The organism is Xanthomonas sp. WHRI 10207 (genome assembly GCF_040202975.1).
GTDB lineage: Bacteria > Pseudomonadota > Gammaproteobacteria > Xanthomonadales > Xanthomonadaceae > Xanthomonas.
In genome coordinates this window covers 247,759-263,876 of the sequence record NZ_JBEGDX010000004.1, presented here as the reverse complement: position 1 = coordinate 263,876, position 16,118 = coordinate 247,759, and the positions used below count along the sequence as shown (strand labels likewise).

Sequence of the window (16,118 nt, the reverse complement as noted above, 5' to 3'; positions counted from 1 at the left end):
CTCTTTCGCAAAGGAATCGGCAATGCTCAAGATGCAAGCGGTCTCCAAGGTCTTCCGCACCGAACAGGTGGAAACGCACGCGCTGCGCTCGCTGGACCTGCATGTGCGCGAAGGCGAATTCGTCGCGGTGACCGGGCCGTCCGGCTCGGGCAAGACCACCTTCCTCAACCTGGCGGGACTGCTTGAGACCTTTACCAGCGGCCAGTATCTGCTGGATGGCGAAGACGTCAGCCATCTCTCCGACGACGCGCGTTCGCGGCTGCGCAATCAGAAGATCGGTTTCATCTTCCAGGGCTTCAATCTGATCCCCGACCTCAACCTGTTCGACAACGTCGACGTGCCGCTGCGCTATCGCGGCATGCCCGCGTCCGAGCGTAAGCAGCGCATCGAAGAGGCGTTGACCAAGGTCGGGTTGGGTTCGCGCCTGAAGCATTACCCGACCGAGCTATCGGGTGGCCAGCAGCAGCGCGCCGCCATCGCACGCGCGCTGGCCGGCAGCCCGCGCCTGCTGCTGGCCGACGAACCCACCGGCAACCTCGACTCGCAGATGGCACGCGGGGTGATGGAGCTGCTGGAAGAAATCAACAGCCAGGGCACCACCATCGTGATGGTCACCCACGACCCGGAACTGGCCGCACGCGCGCAGCGCAACGTGCACATCGTCGACGGCCAGGCCACTGACCTGGAACGCAATCCCAGCCTGATGCGCGCGCCCACCGCCACTGCAAGCCTGGCCGAATAAGGACCGCCCCCATGTTCGGCTATTACTTCAATCTCGCGCTGCGCAGCTTCCGTCGCAACAAGGTGCTCACCGCGCTGATGGTGCTGGCGATCGCGCTGGGCATCGGCGCCAGCATGACCACGTTGACCGTGTTCTACATCCTGTCCGGCGATCCGCTGCCCGGCAAGAGCCAGACCATTTTCATCCCGCAACTGGATGCGCGCTCGCGCGATCACCGAAGTACAGAAGCACTCGAGCAGTTCACACGGTTCGACGCAGAAGCCTTGCTCCGCGAGAAACGCGCCGATCGACAGGCGATGATGAGCGGCGGTGACGTCGCTGTGGAACCAGACAATGCATCCCTGCGACCGTTTTCGCTTGACGCGCGCTATACCTCCACCGATTTTTTCTCGATGTTCGACGCGCCTTTTCTCTATGGCGGCGCCTGGCCGACCAGCGATGACGGCAGCCGCGCGCGCGTGGCAATCCTGTCGGAGGCGCTGAACAAAAAGCTCTTCAACGGCGAAAACAGCGTGGGCCGAACCGTGCGCGTGAATCGCAACGCGTTGCGCGTTGTCGGTGTCCTCAAGGACTGGCGTCCGATTCCGAAATTCTACGACATCAACAGGGGGCGCTATGCCAAGCTGGAACAGATCTTCATTCCCTTCAGCACCGCGATGGAGTTGAAACTTGCCACCAGTGGCTCGCGTTCCTGCTGGGGGTCGAGCAGCGCGGAAGCAAAAGGCATCGATGAGCCCTGTGCATGGATCCAGTATTGGGTACAGCTGGACACTCCCCAAAAGGCCGTTGCCTATCGCCAGTACCTGGAGAATTATTCCGATCTGCAACGGCGTGCCGGGCGCTTCGAGCGACCTAACAATGTAGAGCTGCGTAGCGTGATGGAATGGCTGGACTTCAAGAAAGTGGTGCCCAGCGATGTCCGCCTGCAGACCTGGCTGGCATTCGGGTTTCTGCTGGTCTGCCTGGTCAACACCATTGGATTGATGCTGGCCAAATTTTTGCGGCGCAGCGGGGAGATCGGTGTGCGCAGGGCGCTTGGCGCGACCAGACGCAGCATCTTTGCGCAAGCGCTGGTGGAGGCCGGGACGATCGGATTGACCGGTGGCCTGCTGGGCCTCGGCCTGGCCGGCCTGGGACTCTGGGGTGTGCGACAACAGCCCAGCAGCTACGCCGATCTCGCCTATCTGGATCCAGCCATGTTGCTGAGCACCTTTGCGATGGCCCTGCTCGCCAGCATCCTGGCTGGGATGCTGCCTGCATGGCGGGCTTGCCAAGTCGCGCCGGCCATTCAACTCAAGTCCCAGTGACGCCTTGGCAGCCGATGCGACCTACGTCGCATCGGCTGCAGCCAGCAACCAGAAAGGACACTCTCATGGAAATCCGCCCCATCCTGTCCACGCTGCAACGGCACAAGACCGCTGCTGCGTTGATCGTGCTTGAGATCGCACTGAGCTGCGCCATCATCTCCAACGCGCTGTTCCTCATCGGCAACCGGATAGAGCGTATACAGCGCCCCAGCGGCCTGGCCGAAAACGAAATCGTCAGCATCAGCATCGCTGGCATCGGCGAAGATCAAAACGCCAATGCACTGACAGAAACCGACCTGGCTGCGCTGCGCGCTATTCCAGGGGTGAAGTTCGCTTCCTCGGTCAGCCAGGTCCCGTTCGGCGACAGCATTTGGATCACCGGTATCAACCTGACCGCGGATCAACGCGTCCCGACCATTGACCTCAACGCCTACACTGGCGATTCCCAAATGCTCGATACGCTCGGCCTGCGGCTGGTGCAGGGGCGGCGCTTCACCGAAGGCGAATTCAGCTGGAGCAATGACAAGAAGGCCACGATTCCCAGCGTCATCCTGACCAAAAGTGCAGCGGAAAAACTGTTTCCCGGGCAATCGGCATTGGGTAAATCCATCTACGCCGGAGACACGCCGAGCAAGATCGTCGGCATCGTCGAGCATCTGGCGCGTGTCAACGACTACGGTGGGGCGACTGCTTATGACGACTCGATGCTGTCCCCTGTCAAGATTTCCTACAGCGAGGGGCATCGTTACCTGCTGAGGACCGATCCGGACCGACGCCAGGAAGTACTGAATCAAGCGGTCGCGATCCTGGAGAAGAACAGCAACAGTCGCATCATCCAGGAGAAGAAGACGCTGGAAGAAATGCGTCGCGACTTCTATCGTCAGGATCGTTCGATGTCATGGCTGCTGGTCACCATGAGCATCGCCCTGCTGATCGTCACCGCATTGGGCATCGTCGGTCTTGCCAGCTTCTGGGTGCAGCAGCGCACCAAGCAGATCGGCATTCGCCGTGCACTCGGTGCCACGCGCGGACAGATCCTGCGCTACTTCCAGATCGAGAATTTCCTGTTGGCCTCGATCGGGATCGTGCTCGGCATGTTGATGGCCTACTCGATCAACCTGTGGTTGATGGCGCGCTACGAATTGCCGCGCCTGCCGTTGATCTACCTGCCGATCGGCGCGCTCACGTTGTGGATGCTCGGCCAGATCGCCGTGTTCTGGCCCGCACGTCGCGCGGCGTTGGTGCCGCCGGCAGTCGCTACGCGCAGCGCCTGAGCACACCATGGGACGCTGCCTCAAACCCATCACCACACCCTGGCGCCCGGCGATGCCGGCCGCTGGTCAGCTGCGCATGCCGACAAACCGCGATACTTCCCTCACAAGGACTCTCTCCCTATGCGTCCGATCGTCCATCCCCGTATCGTCGCCGCCGTACTCGCCATCGCTGCGATGAGCGGCACGCTGCATGCCGGCAGTGGCGCCTCCGTGCACCCCACAACGCAGACGCGTAGCGAAGTGACTGAGCACACCGCGCTGCGTATCGACGATCATCAGCTGCGCTGGCAACACAACGCACAGACGCTGGCGCTGACCGCCACAGCTGCCGGCCTGCTGGTCACGCAGGCCAGCGATACGCTGGTACTGCAGCTGCGCAAGGGCGATACCCTGCGCGCAGCCGATGGCCGCGGCATTGCCACCGTGGAAGAACTGCTGCACGCATTACGCGCTGCCGCCGGCCGTCCAGTGCAGGTCCAGGTGGCACGCGGGCAGGCGCAGTTGAGCCTGACCTGGACCGCGCAGATATATGCATCGCTGCTGCCACCATTGCCGCCTGCGCCACCGACACCACCACAAGCGCTGCGGTAGCCGTCGCTTGCAGCCGGGGCACGCACGCGCGCCGGCCTGTCGCACGTCCAGCGCCAACTATGCCGGCGCACTGCCCCGTCGCAACGTCCGTTGCCATCGCCATCGGCTTGCGGCACGCGGTGTGCGGCGACACCGGCTGGCGCCGTATGCTGTGGCAAGTACTTCCCCAACACCTTTCGCCTTTCGAGCGCGCAATGCCGCATATCCTGATCATCGACGACAACACCGCCGTGGCCACCGCGCTGGAGGTGCTGTTTTCCTTGCACGACATCGAAGCGCGGCATGCGTCATCGCCGCAGGCCGGATTGGCCCTGCTGGACGAGCAGGCGTTCGACCTGGTGATCCAGGACATGAACTTCACCGCCGACACCACCTCCGGCGAAGAAGGCGAGGCGCTGTTTACCCAGATCCGCCAGCGTCATCCGGATCTGCCGGTGATTTTGCTCACCGCCTGGACCCATCTGGGCAGTGCGGTGGGCCTGGTCAAGGCCGGCGCCGCCGACTACATCGCCAAACCGTGGGACGATACCAAGCTGCTGACCACGGTCAACAATCTGCTCGAACTCTCCGAGGCGCGCCGCGAACTCGCGCACCGCCGCGAACGCGAGCACCGCGGCCGTGAGCAACTGACCCAGCGCTACGATCTGCGCGGCGCGGTCTTCGCCGACCCCGCCAGCGAGCGGGCCATCGCGCTCGCCTGTCAGGTCGCACGCTCGGAGCTGCCGGTGCTGATCACCGGCCCCAACGGCAGCGGCAAGGAAAAGATCGCCGAGATCATCCAGGCCAACTCGGCGACCAAACATGGCCCCTTCATCGCGCTCAATTGCGGCGCTCTGCCGGGCGACTTGATCGAGGCGGAATTGTTCGGTGCCGACGCCGGCGCCTACACCGGTGCCAACAAGGCGCGCGAAGGCAAATTCGAAGCGGCCGATGGCGGCACGCTGTTCCTGGACGAAATCGGCAACCTGCCGCTGGCGGGCCAGATGAAACTGCTGCGCGTGCTGGAAACCGGGCGCTATGAGCGGCTGGGTTCCAATCGCGAGCGGCACGCCAAGGTGCGCGTGATCAGCGCCACCAACGCCGACCTGCCGTCGATGATCCGCGATGGCAGCTTCCGCGAGGATCTCTACTACCGCCTCAACACCGTGGAGATCGCGCTGCCGGCACTGGCCGAGCGTCCGGGCGACATCGCGCCACTGGCCGAGCACTTCCTGGCGGGCGGCAAGCCGTTGTCTGCACAGGCGCGCGATGCGCTGCAACGGCACGCCTGGCCGGGCAATGTGCGCGAGCTGCGCAACGTGCTGCAGCGTGCGTCGCTGCTGGCGCAAGGTGCGCGCATCGAAGCCAGCGATCTGAGCCTGCCACGCGCCGCCGCGGCGCGGCCGGTAGCGGCAATCGCCGGCGAGCCCGATCGCGCGCGCATCGAACAGGCGTTGGCGCGCGCGCAAGGCGTGATCGCGCAGGCCGCCGCCGAATTGGGATTGAGCCGGCAGGCGCTGTACCGGCGCATGGACCGTTACGGCATCAAACCGGAATGAATCTCCGCATGCGGCATCGCTCCTTCACGTTCGCCCTGTTCTTACGGCTGTTGCCGGTGCTGGCACTGGCGGCCGCGCTGCCGTGGTTCATGGCGTACTGGCTCGATCGCGGCTGGCAGGTGGCTGTGATTTCGGTCGTCGTTTTGCTGGCCGCAATGTGGTTCAGCCTCAACCGCGCTACCGCACCGATGCGCTCGCTGTTCCGCGCACTGGCCGGCACCACCAGCAGCTACCGCGATGGCGAATACAACTTCGGCGTGCATTGGCGCGGCACCGACGAACTGGCGCAGTTGGTGCAGGCACATGCCGAACTCGGCGACGTGCTGCGCGCGCAACGGCGCGATCTGGTGCAGCGCGAATTGATGCTCGACACCATGCTGCAGAACACCCCTGTCGCGATGCTGTTGGTGGTGGCCGGCGGCGATGGGCTGCGCCGCATCGGCTTTTCCAACAACGCCGCGCGCAAACTGCTCTACGGCGGACGCAAACTCGAAGGCCAGCATCTCGACGACGTGCTCGAACGCATGCCTGGCGAGCTACGCGACGCATTGGCACGCGGCGGCGACTGCCTGTTCGCCGTGCGCGAGGACGGCGATGACGAGGACGACGAGCAGATCTACCACCTCTCGCGGCGCAGCTTCCACCTCAATGGCCGCGGCCACGAGTTACTGCTGATCCGCACCCTGACCACCGAATTGCGTCGCCAGGAAGTGCAGACATGGAAGAAGGTCATCCGCGTGATCAGCCACGAATTGAACAACTCGCTCGCACCGATCGCCTCGCTGGCGCATTCCGGCGCCGAACTGTTACGGCGCGAGCGCACCGACCGCCTGGGAACGGTTTTCGAAACCATCGAAGAGCGCGCGCGTCATCTGGAAGGCTTTATTCGCGGTTATGCGCGCTTTGCCAAGCTGCCGCAGCCGCAATTGCAGACCATCGCCTGGGCGCCATTTCTGGAACGCCTGCAACAGCAGATTCCGTTCCAGGTGCAAGGCGACCTTAGCGATGTCAGCAGCCGCATCGATGCAGCGCAGATCGAACAGGCCATGCTCAATCTGCTCAAGAACGCACATGAGGCCTGCAGCGAAGCGCAGCCGCCCAATAGCGACGTTGCGGTGCGCGTGACACGCGTATCGCAATGGCTGCGGATCGAAGTGCTCGACCGCGGCAATGGCATGAATGAAGCGGTCTTGCACAATGCCCTGATGCCGTTCTATTCGACCAAACGCAATGGAACCGGGCTGGGGCTTGCGCTCACCCGCGAGATTGCCGAAGCGCATGGCGGGCGTATTTCGTTGCACAACCGCGAGCATGGAGGCCTGTGTGTGACCTTGTTGCTGCCCTCGGCATCGGCTGCGTAGGCATCCACTCGCGGCACCGTGTTGTGCCCGCTCGAACGCGTGAGCTGACGCGACTCCCTGATCGATTGCCGGGCCCGCAGGACCGCTCCCGCCGCGCAGACAGTGACTGAAACACACGCGCGCAATCGCTTTATAAGTGCAGCGCCGTCAATCGGATTTCAGCGTACCACGCTCTGCAATGCGCGGTCGTTTAAGCGCGCCACATGCATCGTCTGCACCGGTGGTACGTGTCGCATCGATGGCACGGTAATACCCGACACCCACGGTATTGCCGACAAACTCGCCGCCCTGCGAGGGACACTCGCCATCGGCTTTGAACCAGTCGGAAAACGCGGCGTATTTGCCAGCCCTGAGAAAGTGATTACCGCTGACATAGGTCTGGTCGGACGCATCGCGCGTGCGTATTGCATCGCCGTTGACGTCCACAAACGTATTTCCCTCGATCCGGTTACCGGAGGAGTGCCGCGCCAGATACAGCGCGTGGATGAAGCCCGAGGTGTCGGTATCGTTTTCGATCGACTCAAATCGATTGTGTTCGATGCGGTTGTCGCGCGATTGTTGCAGCCGGATCGCCGCAAACGAATATGCGGCCTCGGCACTGCGGCCGTAGCGCCCCCCGATCCGTGCGAACTGCATGTTGCGGATCGTGTTGCCACCATTACCGTCTTCATCTGTCTTGCTGCTGCCCAGATCCAGCGCCATCCAGTAATTGCTGACCTTCAACCCATCGAAGGTCAGGCGCGTCGGTGCATTTCGACCGCCTTTCAAGGCGAACCAGGTCGCGCCGCCGCGTCCGTCGAAGAGCGGCGGCGTGGCAGCGCCGGGAGCGGCGATAAAACGGATGGGCGCGCCATTGGCAAAGGTCCATTGCACCGACTGTTGAAGATAGGTGCCCGAGGCGATCACCACCTCCACCGCCGCTGCCGGCCGTCGCTCGACCAGGCGTTGCTGCGCAGCGCCGAGACTGCGCAATGCGGTCGAAGGCTCGGTGCCTGCCGCCGCATCGTTGCCATCGGGCGCCAGATACAGCCGATAACTGGACGCCGCTGCAGTGCCTGGCTGCAGCATCAGCACGCCAAGAGCGGCCAACAACACGTAGCGAGCAATCGTCAGATGGATGCGGCCGGCGAACGGCAATGTGCGATTGGTCCATGCCGCGTCCGAGCAAACGCCACGCCCGCCTCGCGGCTGCGCCGTCGTTCTATCAGCCGCGCCGCGTAGCAGGATCAACAGCGTGTCTGGTCGTAGCTGCATCGTGCACCTTCCGTCATGGCCCGAAACGCAGTCCACCATTGCAGCAGAGCACAACTGCTGTCTCCTGCGTCCGCACCGCGATAGCGCTCCATGCTACTTCTTGGTCGGCCGCTCCCAGCCTTCGATCACGGTCTGACGCGGGCGCGCAACGCTGAGCTGGCCGGCCGGCGCATCGCGCGTGATCACCGAGCCCGCACCGATGGTGGCATTGGCTCCGATCTCGATCGGCGCCACCAACGCGCTGTTGGAACCGACGAACGCGTTATCGCCGATGGTGGTCTGCGACTTGTTCACGCCATCGTAGTTGCAGGTGATGGTGCCGGCGCCGATATTGACCTTGCTGCCGATCACCGCATCGCCCAGGTAAGTGAGGTGATTGGCTTTGCTACCCACCCCCATCGTGACCTTCTTGGTCTCGACGAAGTTACCGATATGCACGCCATCGGCCAACAGCGTGCCCGGACGCAACCGCGCGAACGGGCCGATCATCACCGCACCCTCGGTCACCACGCCCTCCAGATCGCAGTGCGCACGTACCTGGGTGCCGGCGCCCAGCGTGACATCGCGCAAGCGTACGAACGGGCCAATCACCACGTCATCGCCCAGCGTCACATCGCCTTCCAGAATCACATCGATATCCAGTTGCACATCGCGCCCCACCTGCACCGTGCCGCGCTGCTCCACGCGCGCCGGGTCGGCCATGCGCACGCCCTGCAGGCATAGCGCACGCGCCGCACGCAGCTGCCAGGCGCGTTCGAGCTGAGCGAGTTGCCAGGGGTCGTTGGCGCCTTCCACATCCTGCGGGTCGCCCACATGCACCATGTCGGCCGGGGTGAAATCGGCGGCGGCGCTGGCAAACACGTCGGTGAGATAGAACTCGCCCTGCGCATTGTTGTTGGACAAGCCACCCAGCCAACGTCGCAACGCGGTGGATTCGGCGGTAAGGATGCCGGTGTTGATGGTGCGGATGCGTCGCTGCTCGTCGTTGGCGTCCTTCTGCTCGACGATCGCCGCCACCTTGCCTTCGGCATCGCGCAGGATGCGTCCATAGCCGGCAGGGTTGGCAAGCTCGGCGACCAGCACCGCCATCCGGCCGGGCGCATGCAGCAATTGCAGCAGGCTCTCGCTCTGGATCAGCGGCACATCGCCGTAAAGCACCAGCACGGTGGCCGCATCCGGGATCGCATCCATCGCCTGCTGTACCGCGTGGCCGGTGCCCAGCTGCTGCTGTTGCTCGGCCCACTGCAGATCGGCCTGCCCGGCAAATGCGGCACGCACCTGATCGCCGCCATGCCCGTAGACGATATGGATCGCGGCCGGCTGCAGCTGCCGTGCGGTGGCGATGACATGCGCCAACATCGGCTGGCCCGCCAACGGCTGCAGCACCTTGGGCAGGGACGAGCGCATGCGCTTGCCCTCGCCCGCAGCCAGGATCACGACGTGCAGGGGCAGGGTCATCAAAAATTCCAAAGGCGGGAGATTGGCTAAATTCTAGTCGCAGCCATGCAAAACCGCGTGCTCGATCGATGTCTTAGAGCGGCTAACAACACGTAGCGAGCAGTCGTCAGGTGGGTGCGGGCGGCGCGAAGGAACCGGAGTGTATAAGTGGTACATGCCGCACCGAACACCAGCCGCGCCCGCCTGACGGTGAGCACAGTCGTTTTGTTAGCTGCTCTTAAACACGCGATGACAACTTTTTTAGCACTGCGGCCGCTAGGATGGGCGCCCTTTCTTCGTCCCCGACACGCATGAGCCTGTTTCGCCAAGGCAGCCAGTTCACCCTGATTGGCGGCCTGCAATTGGCTGTGGATTGCGGCATCTTCATCGCCGCCACCGCCGCCGGCATGCCGACGGTGCCGGCCAATCTGCTCGGGCGCATCAGCGGCGCGGTGCTTGGGTTCTGGCTCAACGGCCGCTACACCTTCGCCCAACAAGGTGGCACGCGGCTGGGCTGGCAGCGTTTCCGCCGCTTTGCGGTGATGTGGCTGGCGTTGACGCTGATCAGCACCTGGCTGCTGTCGGCAACGGTGGATCTGGTCGGCCTGCGCCAGGCCTGGCTGGCCAAGCCACTGGTCGAAGGCGGGCTGGCGATCGTGTCGTTCTTCCTTGGCCGGCACGTGGTGTATCGCTGAACGCGCGCGGGCGACCGAGGCTGGAGCGCACGTCGTTGAACCAAGGCAGCCGACTGTTTCCCGCTTCAGTCACTCCACAACGCGCGCACTGCAGGCGTCCACCAAGTGTGCGCTGTCCACACGCTGACGAAGCTTAAGAGCGGCATCTGCCAACGCACCGCCTTTGCGCACCACGGCGACAGCACACCCCATCTGTTGCAGGAAAACGGCAGCCAGCAAGCGCTGCACATTGCCCCGCTGCCGGCTGCATCACCTCGATTGCGTTTACAGGCGGATTGCGATCGAGGTGGAAGCCGCGCGGCGCCCTGCGGCGGCTTGGTTCGTATGGAACTGCGTCGACCTTGCTGAAACATCATCACGGCAGTCGCGTTGCGCCACCGCGCCGTGTGCCGACCACACCGCGCTAGCTCTTGGCGGGTGCCTGCAGGCAAAAGTCGCCCAGGCCACGCACCAGTGCCGCACGATGCAAGGCATCCAGCTGCCATTGCCCAGCGTAATGTGCCGCCGCATGTGCCGTGCTGGCCGAGCATTGCGCCGCCGACCGCGCCGCTGCGGCATCGGCCAGCGCGTCGAGCAACTCGCCCTGCAACTGGTCCAGGCGCGCGCGCAGTGCGGCCAGATCCGGGCGTGCGGTGTCCGGCGCACGCCCACGTTCGTGCCAATGGCTCAGCAGCGCGTACTGCACCGATTTATTGGCCTCGATCTGCGCGGCAAAGAAGCGCGCCGCGTCGTCGGCATCCAGCCCGTGCGCCGGCGCCTGATCGCGCACGCTCTGCAGCACCGCCGCTTCGCGTGCCTGGTCCAGCACCGGCTTGCCGCTATCCCACTTGCTCAGCGCCACCGCATCGCCGATCGCATTGCGTTGCACGATGCGATCCAGCAGCGGATCCAGCGGCGGCTGGCTGCGTACCGGAAGCGCGCAACCCAGCAGTGCAACTGCAAGCGTGCACGTCAGTGCATAACCGCGTAAGCCATCGATCGAGCGGGTCATGGGGTATCCTCAATGTCGGGGGTGACCATGCCATCGCGCAGTGAAGCGCTGCATAGCGACGAGCCACGCAGTGTGCGCGCTGTCCACAACACGCGGCCTTGTGCCACGCAGGCACATCTCCAAAAACGAAAACGCCGACACGAAGGTCGGCGTTTCCAATCCACATCTGCCTGCGGCATTACAGCTGGAGCATGTCGCTTGCCCACAGACAATGGGGCAGGCAATCGATCAGTGCTTGAGGGTGCGGCGCAACCGCTCCAGCGCCTGCAATTGCACGGTCGCCTCGGCCAGCTGACGCTGCGCCTGGGCCACGTCCACCGTGTCGCCACGGTTGGCCAGCAAACGCTCGGCTTCTTCCTTGACCTTGCGGACCGCAGCCTCGTCGATGTCCTGCGCCCGTATCGCGGTGTCGACCAGCACGGTCACCACCTGCGGCTGCACTTCCAGGATGCCGCCGGAGATGGCGAAATCCAGCTGTTCGCCGCTGGCGGTGGTGACCACCACCTTGCCCGGCTTCAGGCGGGTGATCAGCGGCGCGTGCTTGGGCGCAATGCCCAGCTCGCCCAGTTCGCCGGTGGCCACGACCAGCGTCGCCTCACCGTGGAAGATTTCCTTCTCGGCGCTGACGATGTCGCAACGAATAGTGCTCATGGTGCCTACCTTGTGAGGTGGGGATTAGGGAGTCGGGATTGGGGATTGGCAACAGCGCATTCGCCGCCACGACCACCAATCACGCTCCCGCTCACCGCCGTACCAAATCCCGAATCCCGAATGCCAAATCCCGGCCGTTAAGCCTTGGAGCTCATCTTGTTGGCTTTCTCGACGGCTTCTTCGATATTGCCGACCATGTAGAACGCCTGCTCCGGCAGGTGATCGTATTCGCCATCGCAGATCGCCTTGAAGCCGCGGATGGTGTCCTTCAGCGACACGTACTTACCCGGCGAGCCGGTGAACACTTCGGCCACGTGGAACGGCTGGCTGAAGAAACGCTCGATCTTGCGTGCGCGCGACACCGACTGCTTGTCTTCTTCGCTCAGCTCGTCCATGCCCAGGATCGCGATGATGTCCTTCAGTTCCTTGTACTTCTGCAAGGTCTGCTGGACGCGCTGGGCGGTGTCGTAATGCTCGTTGCCGATCACCAGCGGATCCATCTGACGGCTGGTGGAATCCAGCGGATCCACGGCCGGGTAGATGCCCAGCGAAGCGATGTTACGGCTCAGCGTAACGGTGGAATCCAAGTGGGCGAAGGTGGTCGCCGGCGACGGGTCGGTCAGGTCGTCCGCAGGCACGTACACGGCCTGGATCGAGGTGATCGAACCGCTCTTGGTCGAGGTGATGCGCTCCTGCAACACGCCCATTTCTTCGGCCAGGGTCGGCTGGTAACCCACTGCCGACGGCATACGGCCGAGCAGCGCCGACACTTCGGTACCGGCCAGCGTGTAGCGGTAGATGTTGTCGACGAACAGCAGCACGTCCTTGCCCTTGCCGTTCTCGTCCTTCTCGTCGCGGAAGTACTCAGCCATGGTCAGGCCGGTCAGCGCCACGCGCAGACGGTTGCCCGGCGGCTCGTTCATCTGGCCGTACACCATCGCGACCTTGTCCAGAACGTTGGAATCTTTCATCTCGTGGTAGAAGTCGTTGCCCTCACGGGTACGCTCGCCCACGCCGGCAAACACGGACAGACCCGAGTGCGCCTTGGCGATGTTGTTGATCAGTTCCATCATGTTGACGGTCTTGCCGACGCCGGCGCCGCCGAACAGGCCGACCTTGCCGCCCTTGGCGAACGGGCACATCAGGTCGATGACCTTGATGCCGGTTTCCAGCAACTCGGTGCTGGACGACTGGTCTTCGTACGACGGTGCGGCGCGGTGGATTTCCCAATGGTCCGCTGCCTGCACGTCGCCGGCTTCGTCGATCGGACGACCCAGCACGTCCATGATGCGGCCCAGCGTACCGGCGCCGACCGGCACCGAAATGGCGCGCTCGGTGTTGGTCGCCAACAGGTTGCGCTTCAAGCCGTCGGTGGAGCCGAGCGCAATGGTGCGCACGACGCCGTCGCCGAGCTGCTGCTGCACTTCCAGGGTGATGGCGGTGCCTTCGACCTTCAGCGCGTGATAGACCTTGGGTACTTCGTTGCGCTGGAACTCGACGTCGACGACCGCGCCGATGATCTGAACGATCTTGCCCTGACTCATTTGGATAACTCCACTAATGTCTGTTCGATTCTTGTGTCGGGAATGGGAAATCGAGAATGGGGAATGGGAAGATCAAGAGCACCGAAGCCTTGCCTATTCCCGTTTCACGATTCTCCATTCCCGGCTAGACAGCGGCCGCGCCGCTGACGATTTCCGAAATTTCCTGGGTGATCGCCGCCTGACGTGCCTTGTTGTAGATCAGTTGCAAGGTGCCGATCATCTTGTTGGCGTTGTCGCTGGCGGCCTTCATCGCCACCATGCGCGCGGCATGTTCTGACGCGACGTTTTCCAGCACGGCCTGGTACACCAGCGACTCGATGTAGCGCGTCATCACGTGCTCCAGCACGGTCGCGGCATCGGGTTCGTACAGGTAGTCCCAATCGTGATGCGCCACCTTGTGCTCGGCGGCCGGCAGCGGCAGCAGCTGATCGAAGCTGGCCTTCTGCGTCATCGTGTTCACGAAGCGGTTGTAGACCAGATACACGCGGTCGACCTTGCCGTCGATGAAGGCATCGATCATCACCTTGATCACACCGATCAGCTGTTCGACCTGTGGGCTATCGCCCAGATGGGTCACGCTGCCGACCATGTTGACCTTGATGCGACGGAAGAACGCCGACGCCTTCTGACCGATGGTCACCACGTCGATCTCGGCGCCCTTGTCCTGCCACGGGCGCACTTCGCCCAGCATCTTGCGGAACAGGTTGTTGTTCAGACCGCCGGCCAAGCCGCGGTCGGAAGAGATCACGATGTAACCGACCCGCTTGACCTGCTCACGCTCGACCAGAAACGGATGCTGAAAATCGGTGCTGGCCTGCGCCAGATGCCCGATTACCTGCTTCATCGCCTGCGCATACGGACGCGAGGTCTTCATGCGCTCCTGCGCCTTGCGGATCTTGGAGGCCGAGACCATTTCGAGCGCGCGCGTCACCTTGCGGGTGTTCTGCACGCTCTTGATCTTGGTTTTGATTTCGCGTCCGCCTGCCATTGCTCGCTCCGCTCGTGAGAATCGGGAATCGGGAATCGGGAATGGCCAGAGCCTCCCGCGTCCCACTTCACGACTCTCTAATTCCTAAATCTGGGATTCGGCAGCGGTGATTCGACATGGGCCAACGCCCCGAACCACCGCTCCTACAAATCCCGAATGCCCAATCCCGAATCCCGGCGCCTTACCAGGTGCCGGTGGTCTTGAACTCTGCGATGCCCTTCTTGAACGCGGCTTCGATGTCGTTGTCCCAACCGCCGGTGCTGTTGATCTTGGAGATCAACTCGCCCTGGGTGTTGGCGAAGTGCGCGTGCAGGCCTTCTTCAAACGCCAGCAGCTTGTTGACCGGCACTTCATCGAGGTAACCCTCGTTGACGGCGTAGATCGACAGCGCCTGGTTGGCGATGGACATCGGTGCGTACTGCTTCTGCTTCATCAGCTCGGTGACGCGCTGACCGCGCTCGAGCTGCTTGCGGGTGGCTTCGTCCAGATCCGAGGCGAACTGCGCGAACGCCGCCAGCTCACGGTACTGCGCCAGCGAGATACGAATGCCGCCGGACAGCTTCTTGATGATCTTGGTCTGGGCCGCACCACCGACGCGCGACACCGAGATACCGGCGTTCACGGCCGGACGGATACCGGCGTTGAACAGGTCGGTTTCCAGGAAGATCTGGCCGTCGGTGATCGAGATCACGTTGGTCGGCACGAACGCGGACACGTCGCCGGCCTGCGTTTCGATGATCGGCAGCGCCGTCAGCGAGCCGGTCTTGCCGGTCACCGCACCGTTGGTGAACTTCTCCACGTATTCCTCGGACACGCGCGCTGCGCGCTCCAGCAGGCGGGAGTGCAGGTAGAACACGTCGCCCGGGTAGGCTTCACGGCCCGGCGGGCGCTTGAGCAGCAGCGAGATCTGGCGGTAGGCCACGGCCTGCTTGGACAGATCGTCGTACACGATCAGCGCGTCTTCGCCGCGGTCCATGAAGTACTCGCCCATGGTGCAGCCGGCATACGGGCTGATGTACTGCATCGCGGCCGATTCGGACGCGGTCGCCGCCACCACCACGGTGTGCGCCAGCGCGCCGTTTTCTTCGAGCTTGCGCACGATGTTGGCAACGGTCGAGGCCTTCTGGCCGATCGCCACGTACACGCACTTGATGCCGGTGCCCTTCTGGTTGATCACCGCATCGATCGCCAGCGCGGTCTTGCCGGTCTGACGGTCGCCGATGACCAGCTCACGCTGACCGCGGCCGATCGGGATCATCGCATCGACCGACTTGTAACCGGTCTGCACCGGCTGGTCGACCGACTTACGCCAGATCACGCCCGGCGCAACGCGCTCGACCGGTGCGGTCTGGGTGGCACCCAGCGGGCCCTTGCCGTCGATCGGCTCGCCCAGTGCGTTGACCACGCGACCCAGCAGCTCCGGACCCACCGGCACTTCCAGGATGCGACCGGTGGTCTTGGCCACGTCGCCTTCGCGCAGGTTTTCGTAATCGCCCAACACCACGGCGCCGACCGAATCGCGCTCCAGGTTCAACGCCAGGGCGAAGGTGTTGTTGGGCAGTTCGATCATTTCGCCCTGCATCACGTCGGCCAGGCCGAAGATGCGCACGATGCCGTCGGACACGCTGGTCACGGAGCCTTCGTTGCGCGACTCCGCGGACAGCTTGACCGTCTCGATGCGGGTCTTGATCAGGTCGCTGATTTCGGAGGGGTTGAGCGTGGTTGCCATCGTTCAGTCCTAGGTG

At 63.6% G+C, this 16,118-nt stretch carries 14 protein-coding genes and 2 other RNA genes; 7 read left to right on the top strand and 9 right to left on the bottom strand.

The genetic code is table 11. From position 1 onward, the window contains the following. Positions 1-22: 22 nt before the first annotated feature. The 6 genes from ABQU90_RS15480 (at position 23) to ABQU90_RS15455 (ending at position 6,813) form a co-directional block, all read left to right on the top strand. Positions 23-742 carry an ABC transporter ATP-binding protein gene (locus ABQU90_RS15480; protein ID WP_115528958.1) on the top strand — a complete coding sequence of 240 codons (720 nt, stop codon included), beginning with the start codon at positions 23-25 and terminating at the stop codon, positions 740-742. A gap of 11 nt (positions 743-753) precedes the next feature. Then, complete coding sequence (locus ABQU90_RS15475) at positions 754-2,049, top strand: ABC transporter permease (RefSeq protein ID WP_323522481.1); 1,296 nt, start codon at positions 754-756, stop codon at positions 2,047-2,049. A gap of 65 nt (positions 2,050-2,114) precedes the next feature. Continuing rightward, positions 2,115-3,323 (top strand): ABC transporter permease, encoded by a 1,209-nt coding sequence (locus ABQU90_RS15470; protein ID WP_323522482.1) that lies wholly within the window; start codon positions 2,115-2,117, stop codon positions 3,321-3,323. 120 nt (positions 3,324-3,443) lie between these two features. Continuing rightward, a complete protein-coding gene (locus ABQU90_RS15465; protein ID WP_323522483.1) occupies positions 3,444-3,914 on the top strand; it encodes a hypothetical protein in 471 nt (156 codons plus the stop codon). A gap of 194 nt (positions 3,915-4,108) precedes the next feature. Beyond that, entirely contained in the window at positions 4,109-5,452 is a 1,344-nt protein-coding gene (locus ABQU90_RS15460; RefSeq protein ID WP_323522484.1) for a sigma-54-dependent transcriptional regulator, read from the top strand. A gap of 8 nt (positions 5,453-5,460) precedes the next feature. Beyond that, a complete protein-coding gene (locus tag ABQU90_RS15455; protein WP_323522485.1) occupies positions 5,461-6,813 on the top strand; it encodes a sensor histidine kinase in 1,353 nt (450 codons plus the stop codon). 147 nt (positions 6,814-6,960) lie between these two features. Here the strand turns inward: ABQU90_RS15455 and ABQU90_RS15450 are convergent, their stop codons facing one another. The 4 genes from ABQU90_RS15450 to ABQU90_RS15435 form a co-directional block, all read right to left on the bottom strand. Then, the gene (locus tag ABQU90_RS15450; RefSeq protein WP_323522623.1) at positions 6,961-7,881 is read right to left on the bottom strand and encodes a right-handed parallel beta-helix repeat-containing protein; all 921 of its coding nucleotides are present in this window, start codon (positions 7,879-7,881) and stop codon (positions 6,961-6,963) included. Positions 7,882-7,896: 15 nt separating this feature from the next. Further along, positions 7,897-7,966: non-coding RNA, sX9 sRNA (locus ABQU90_RS15445), on the bottom strand. A gap of 194 nt (positions 7,967-8,160) precedes the next feature. After that, complete coding sequence (gene glmU / locus ABQU90_RS15440; RefSeq protein WP_323522486.1) at positions 8,161-9,525, bottom strand: bifunctional UDP-N-acetylglucosamine diphosphorylase/glucosamine-1-phosphate N-acetyltransferase GlmU; 1,365 nt, start codon at positions 9,523-9,525, stop codon at positions 8,161-8,163. Between the two features lie 80 nt (positions 9,526-9,605). Beyond that, positions 9,606-9,681: non-coding RNA, sX9 sRNA (locus ABQU90_RS15435), on the bottom strand. Between the two features lie 134 nt (positions 9,682-9,815). Between ABQU90_RS15435 and ABQU90_RS15430 the strand changes: the two genes are divergently transcribed. Next, positions 9,816-10,199: a GtrA family protein gene (locus ABQU90_RS15430; RefSeq protein WP_323522487.1), complete on the top strand. Its 384-nt coding sequence runs from the start codon at positions 9,816-9,818 to the stop codon at positions 10,197-10,199. A gap of 403 nt (positions 10,200-10,602) precedes the next feature. Here ABQU90_RS15430 and ABQU90_RS15425 read toward each other — a convergent pair whose 3' ends face one another. The 5 genes from ABQU90_RS15425 to atpA all read right to left on the bottom strand — a co-directional run bounded on the left by ABQU90_RS15425 (position 10,603) and on the right by atpA (position 16,102). Continuing rightward, complete coding sequence (locus ABQU90_RS15425) at positions 10,603-11,190, bottom strand: chorismate mutase (protein WP_323522488.1); 588 nt, start codon at positions 11,188-11,190, stop codon at positions 10,603-10,605. A gap of 228 nt (positions 11,191-11,418) precedes the next feature. Then, positions 11,419-11,841, bottom strand: a complete 423-nt coding sequence (locus ABQU90_RS15420) for a F0F1 ATP synthase subunit epsilon (RefSeq protein ID WP_055848010.1) — start codon at positions 11,839-11,841, stop codon at positions 11,419-11,421. Between the two features lie 137 nt (positions 11,842-11,978). Then, positions 11,979-13,385: a F0F1 ATP synthase subunit beta gene (atpD, locus tag ABQU90_RS15415; RefSeq protein ID WP_055848007.1), complete on the bottom strand. Its 1,407-nt coding sequence runs from the start codon at positions 13,383-13,385 to the stop codon at positions 11,979-11,981. Positions 13,386-13,509: 124 nt separating this feature from the next. Further along, positions 13,510-14,373 carry a F0F1 ATP synthase subunit gamma gene (gene atpG / locus ABQU90_RS15410; RefSeq protein WP_055848004.1) on the bottom strand — a complete coding sequence of 288 codons (864 nt, stop codon included), beginning with the start codon at positions 14,371-14,373 and terminating at the stop codon, positions 13,510-13,512. Between the two features lie 181 nt (positions 14,374-14,554). After that, positions 14,555-16,102 (bottom strand): F0F1 ATP synthase subunit alpha, encoded by a 1,548-nt coding sequence (atpA, locus tag ABQU90_RS15405; RefSeq protein ID WP_055848002.1) that lies wholly within the window; start codon positions 16,100-16,102, stop codon positions 14,555-14,557. Positions 16,103-16,118 lie beyond the last annotated feature (16 nt).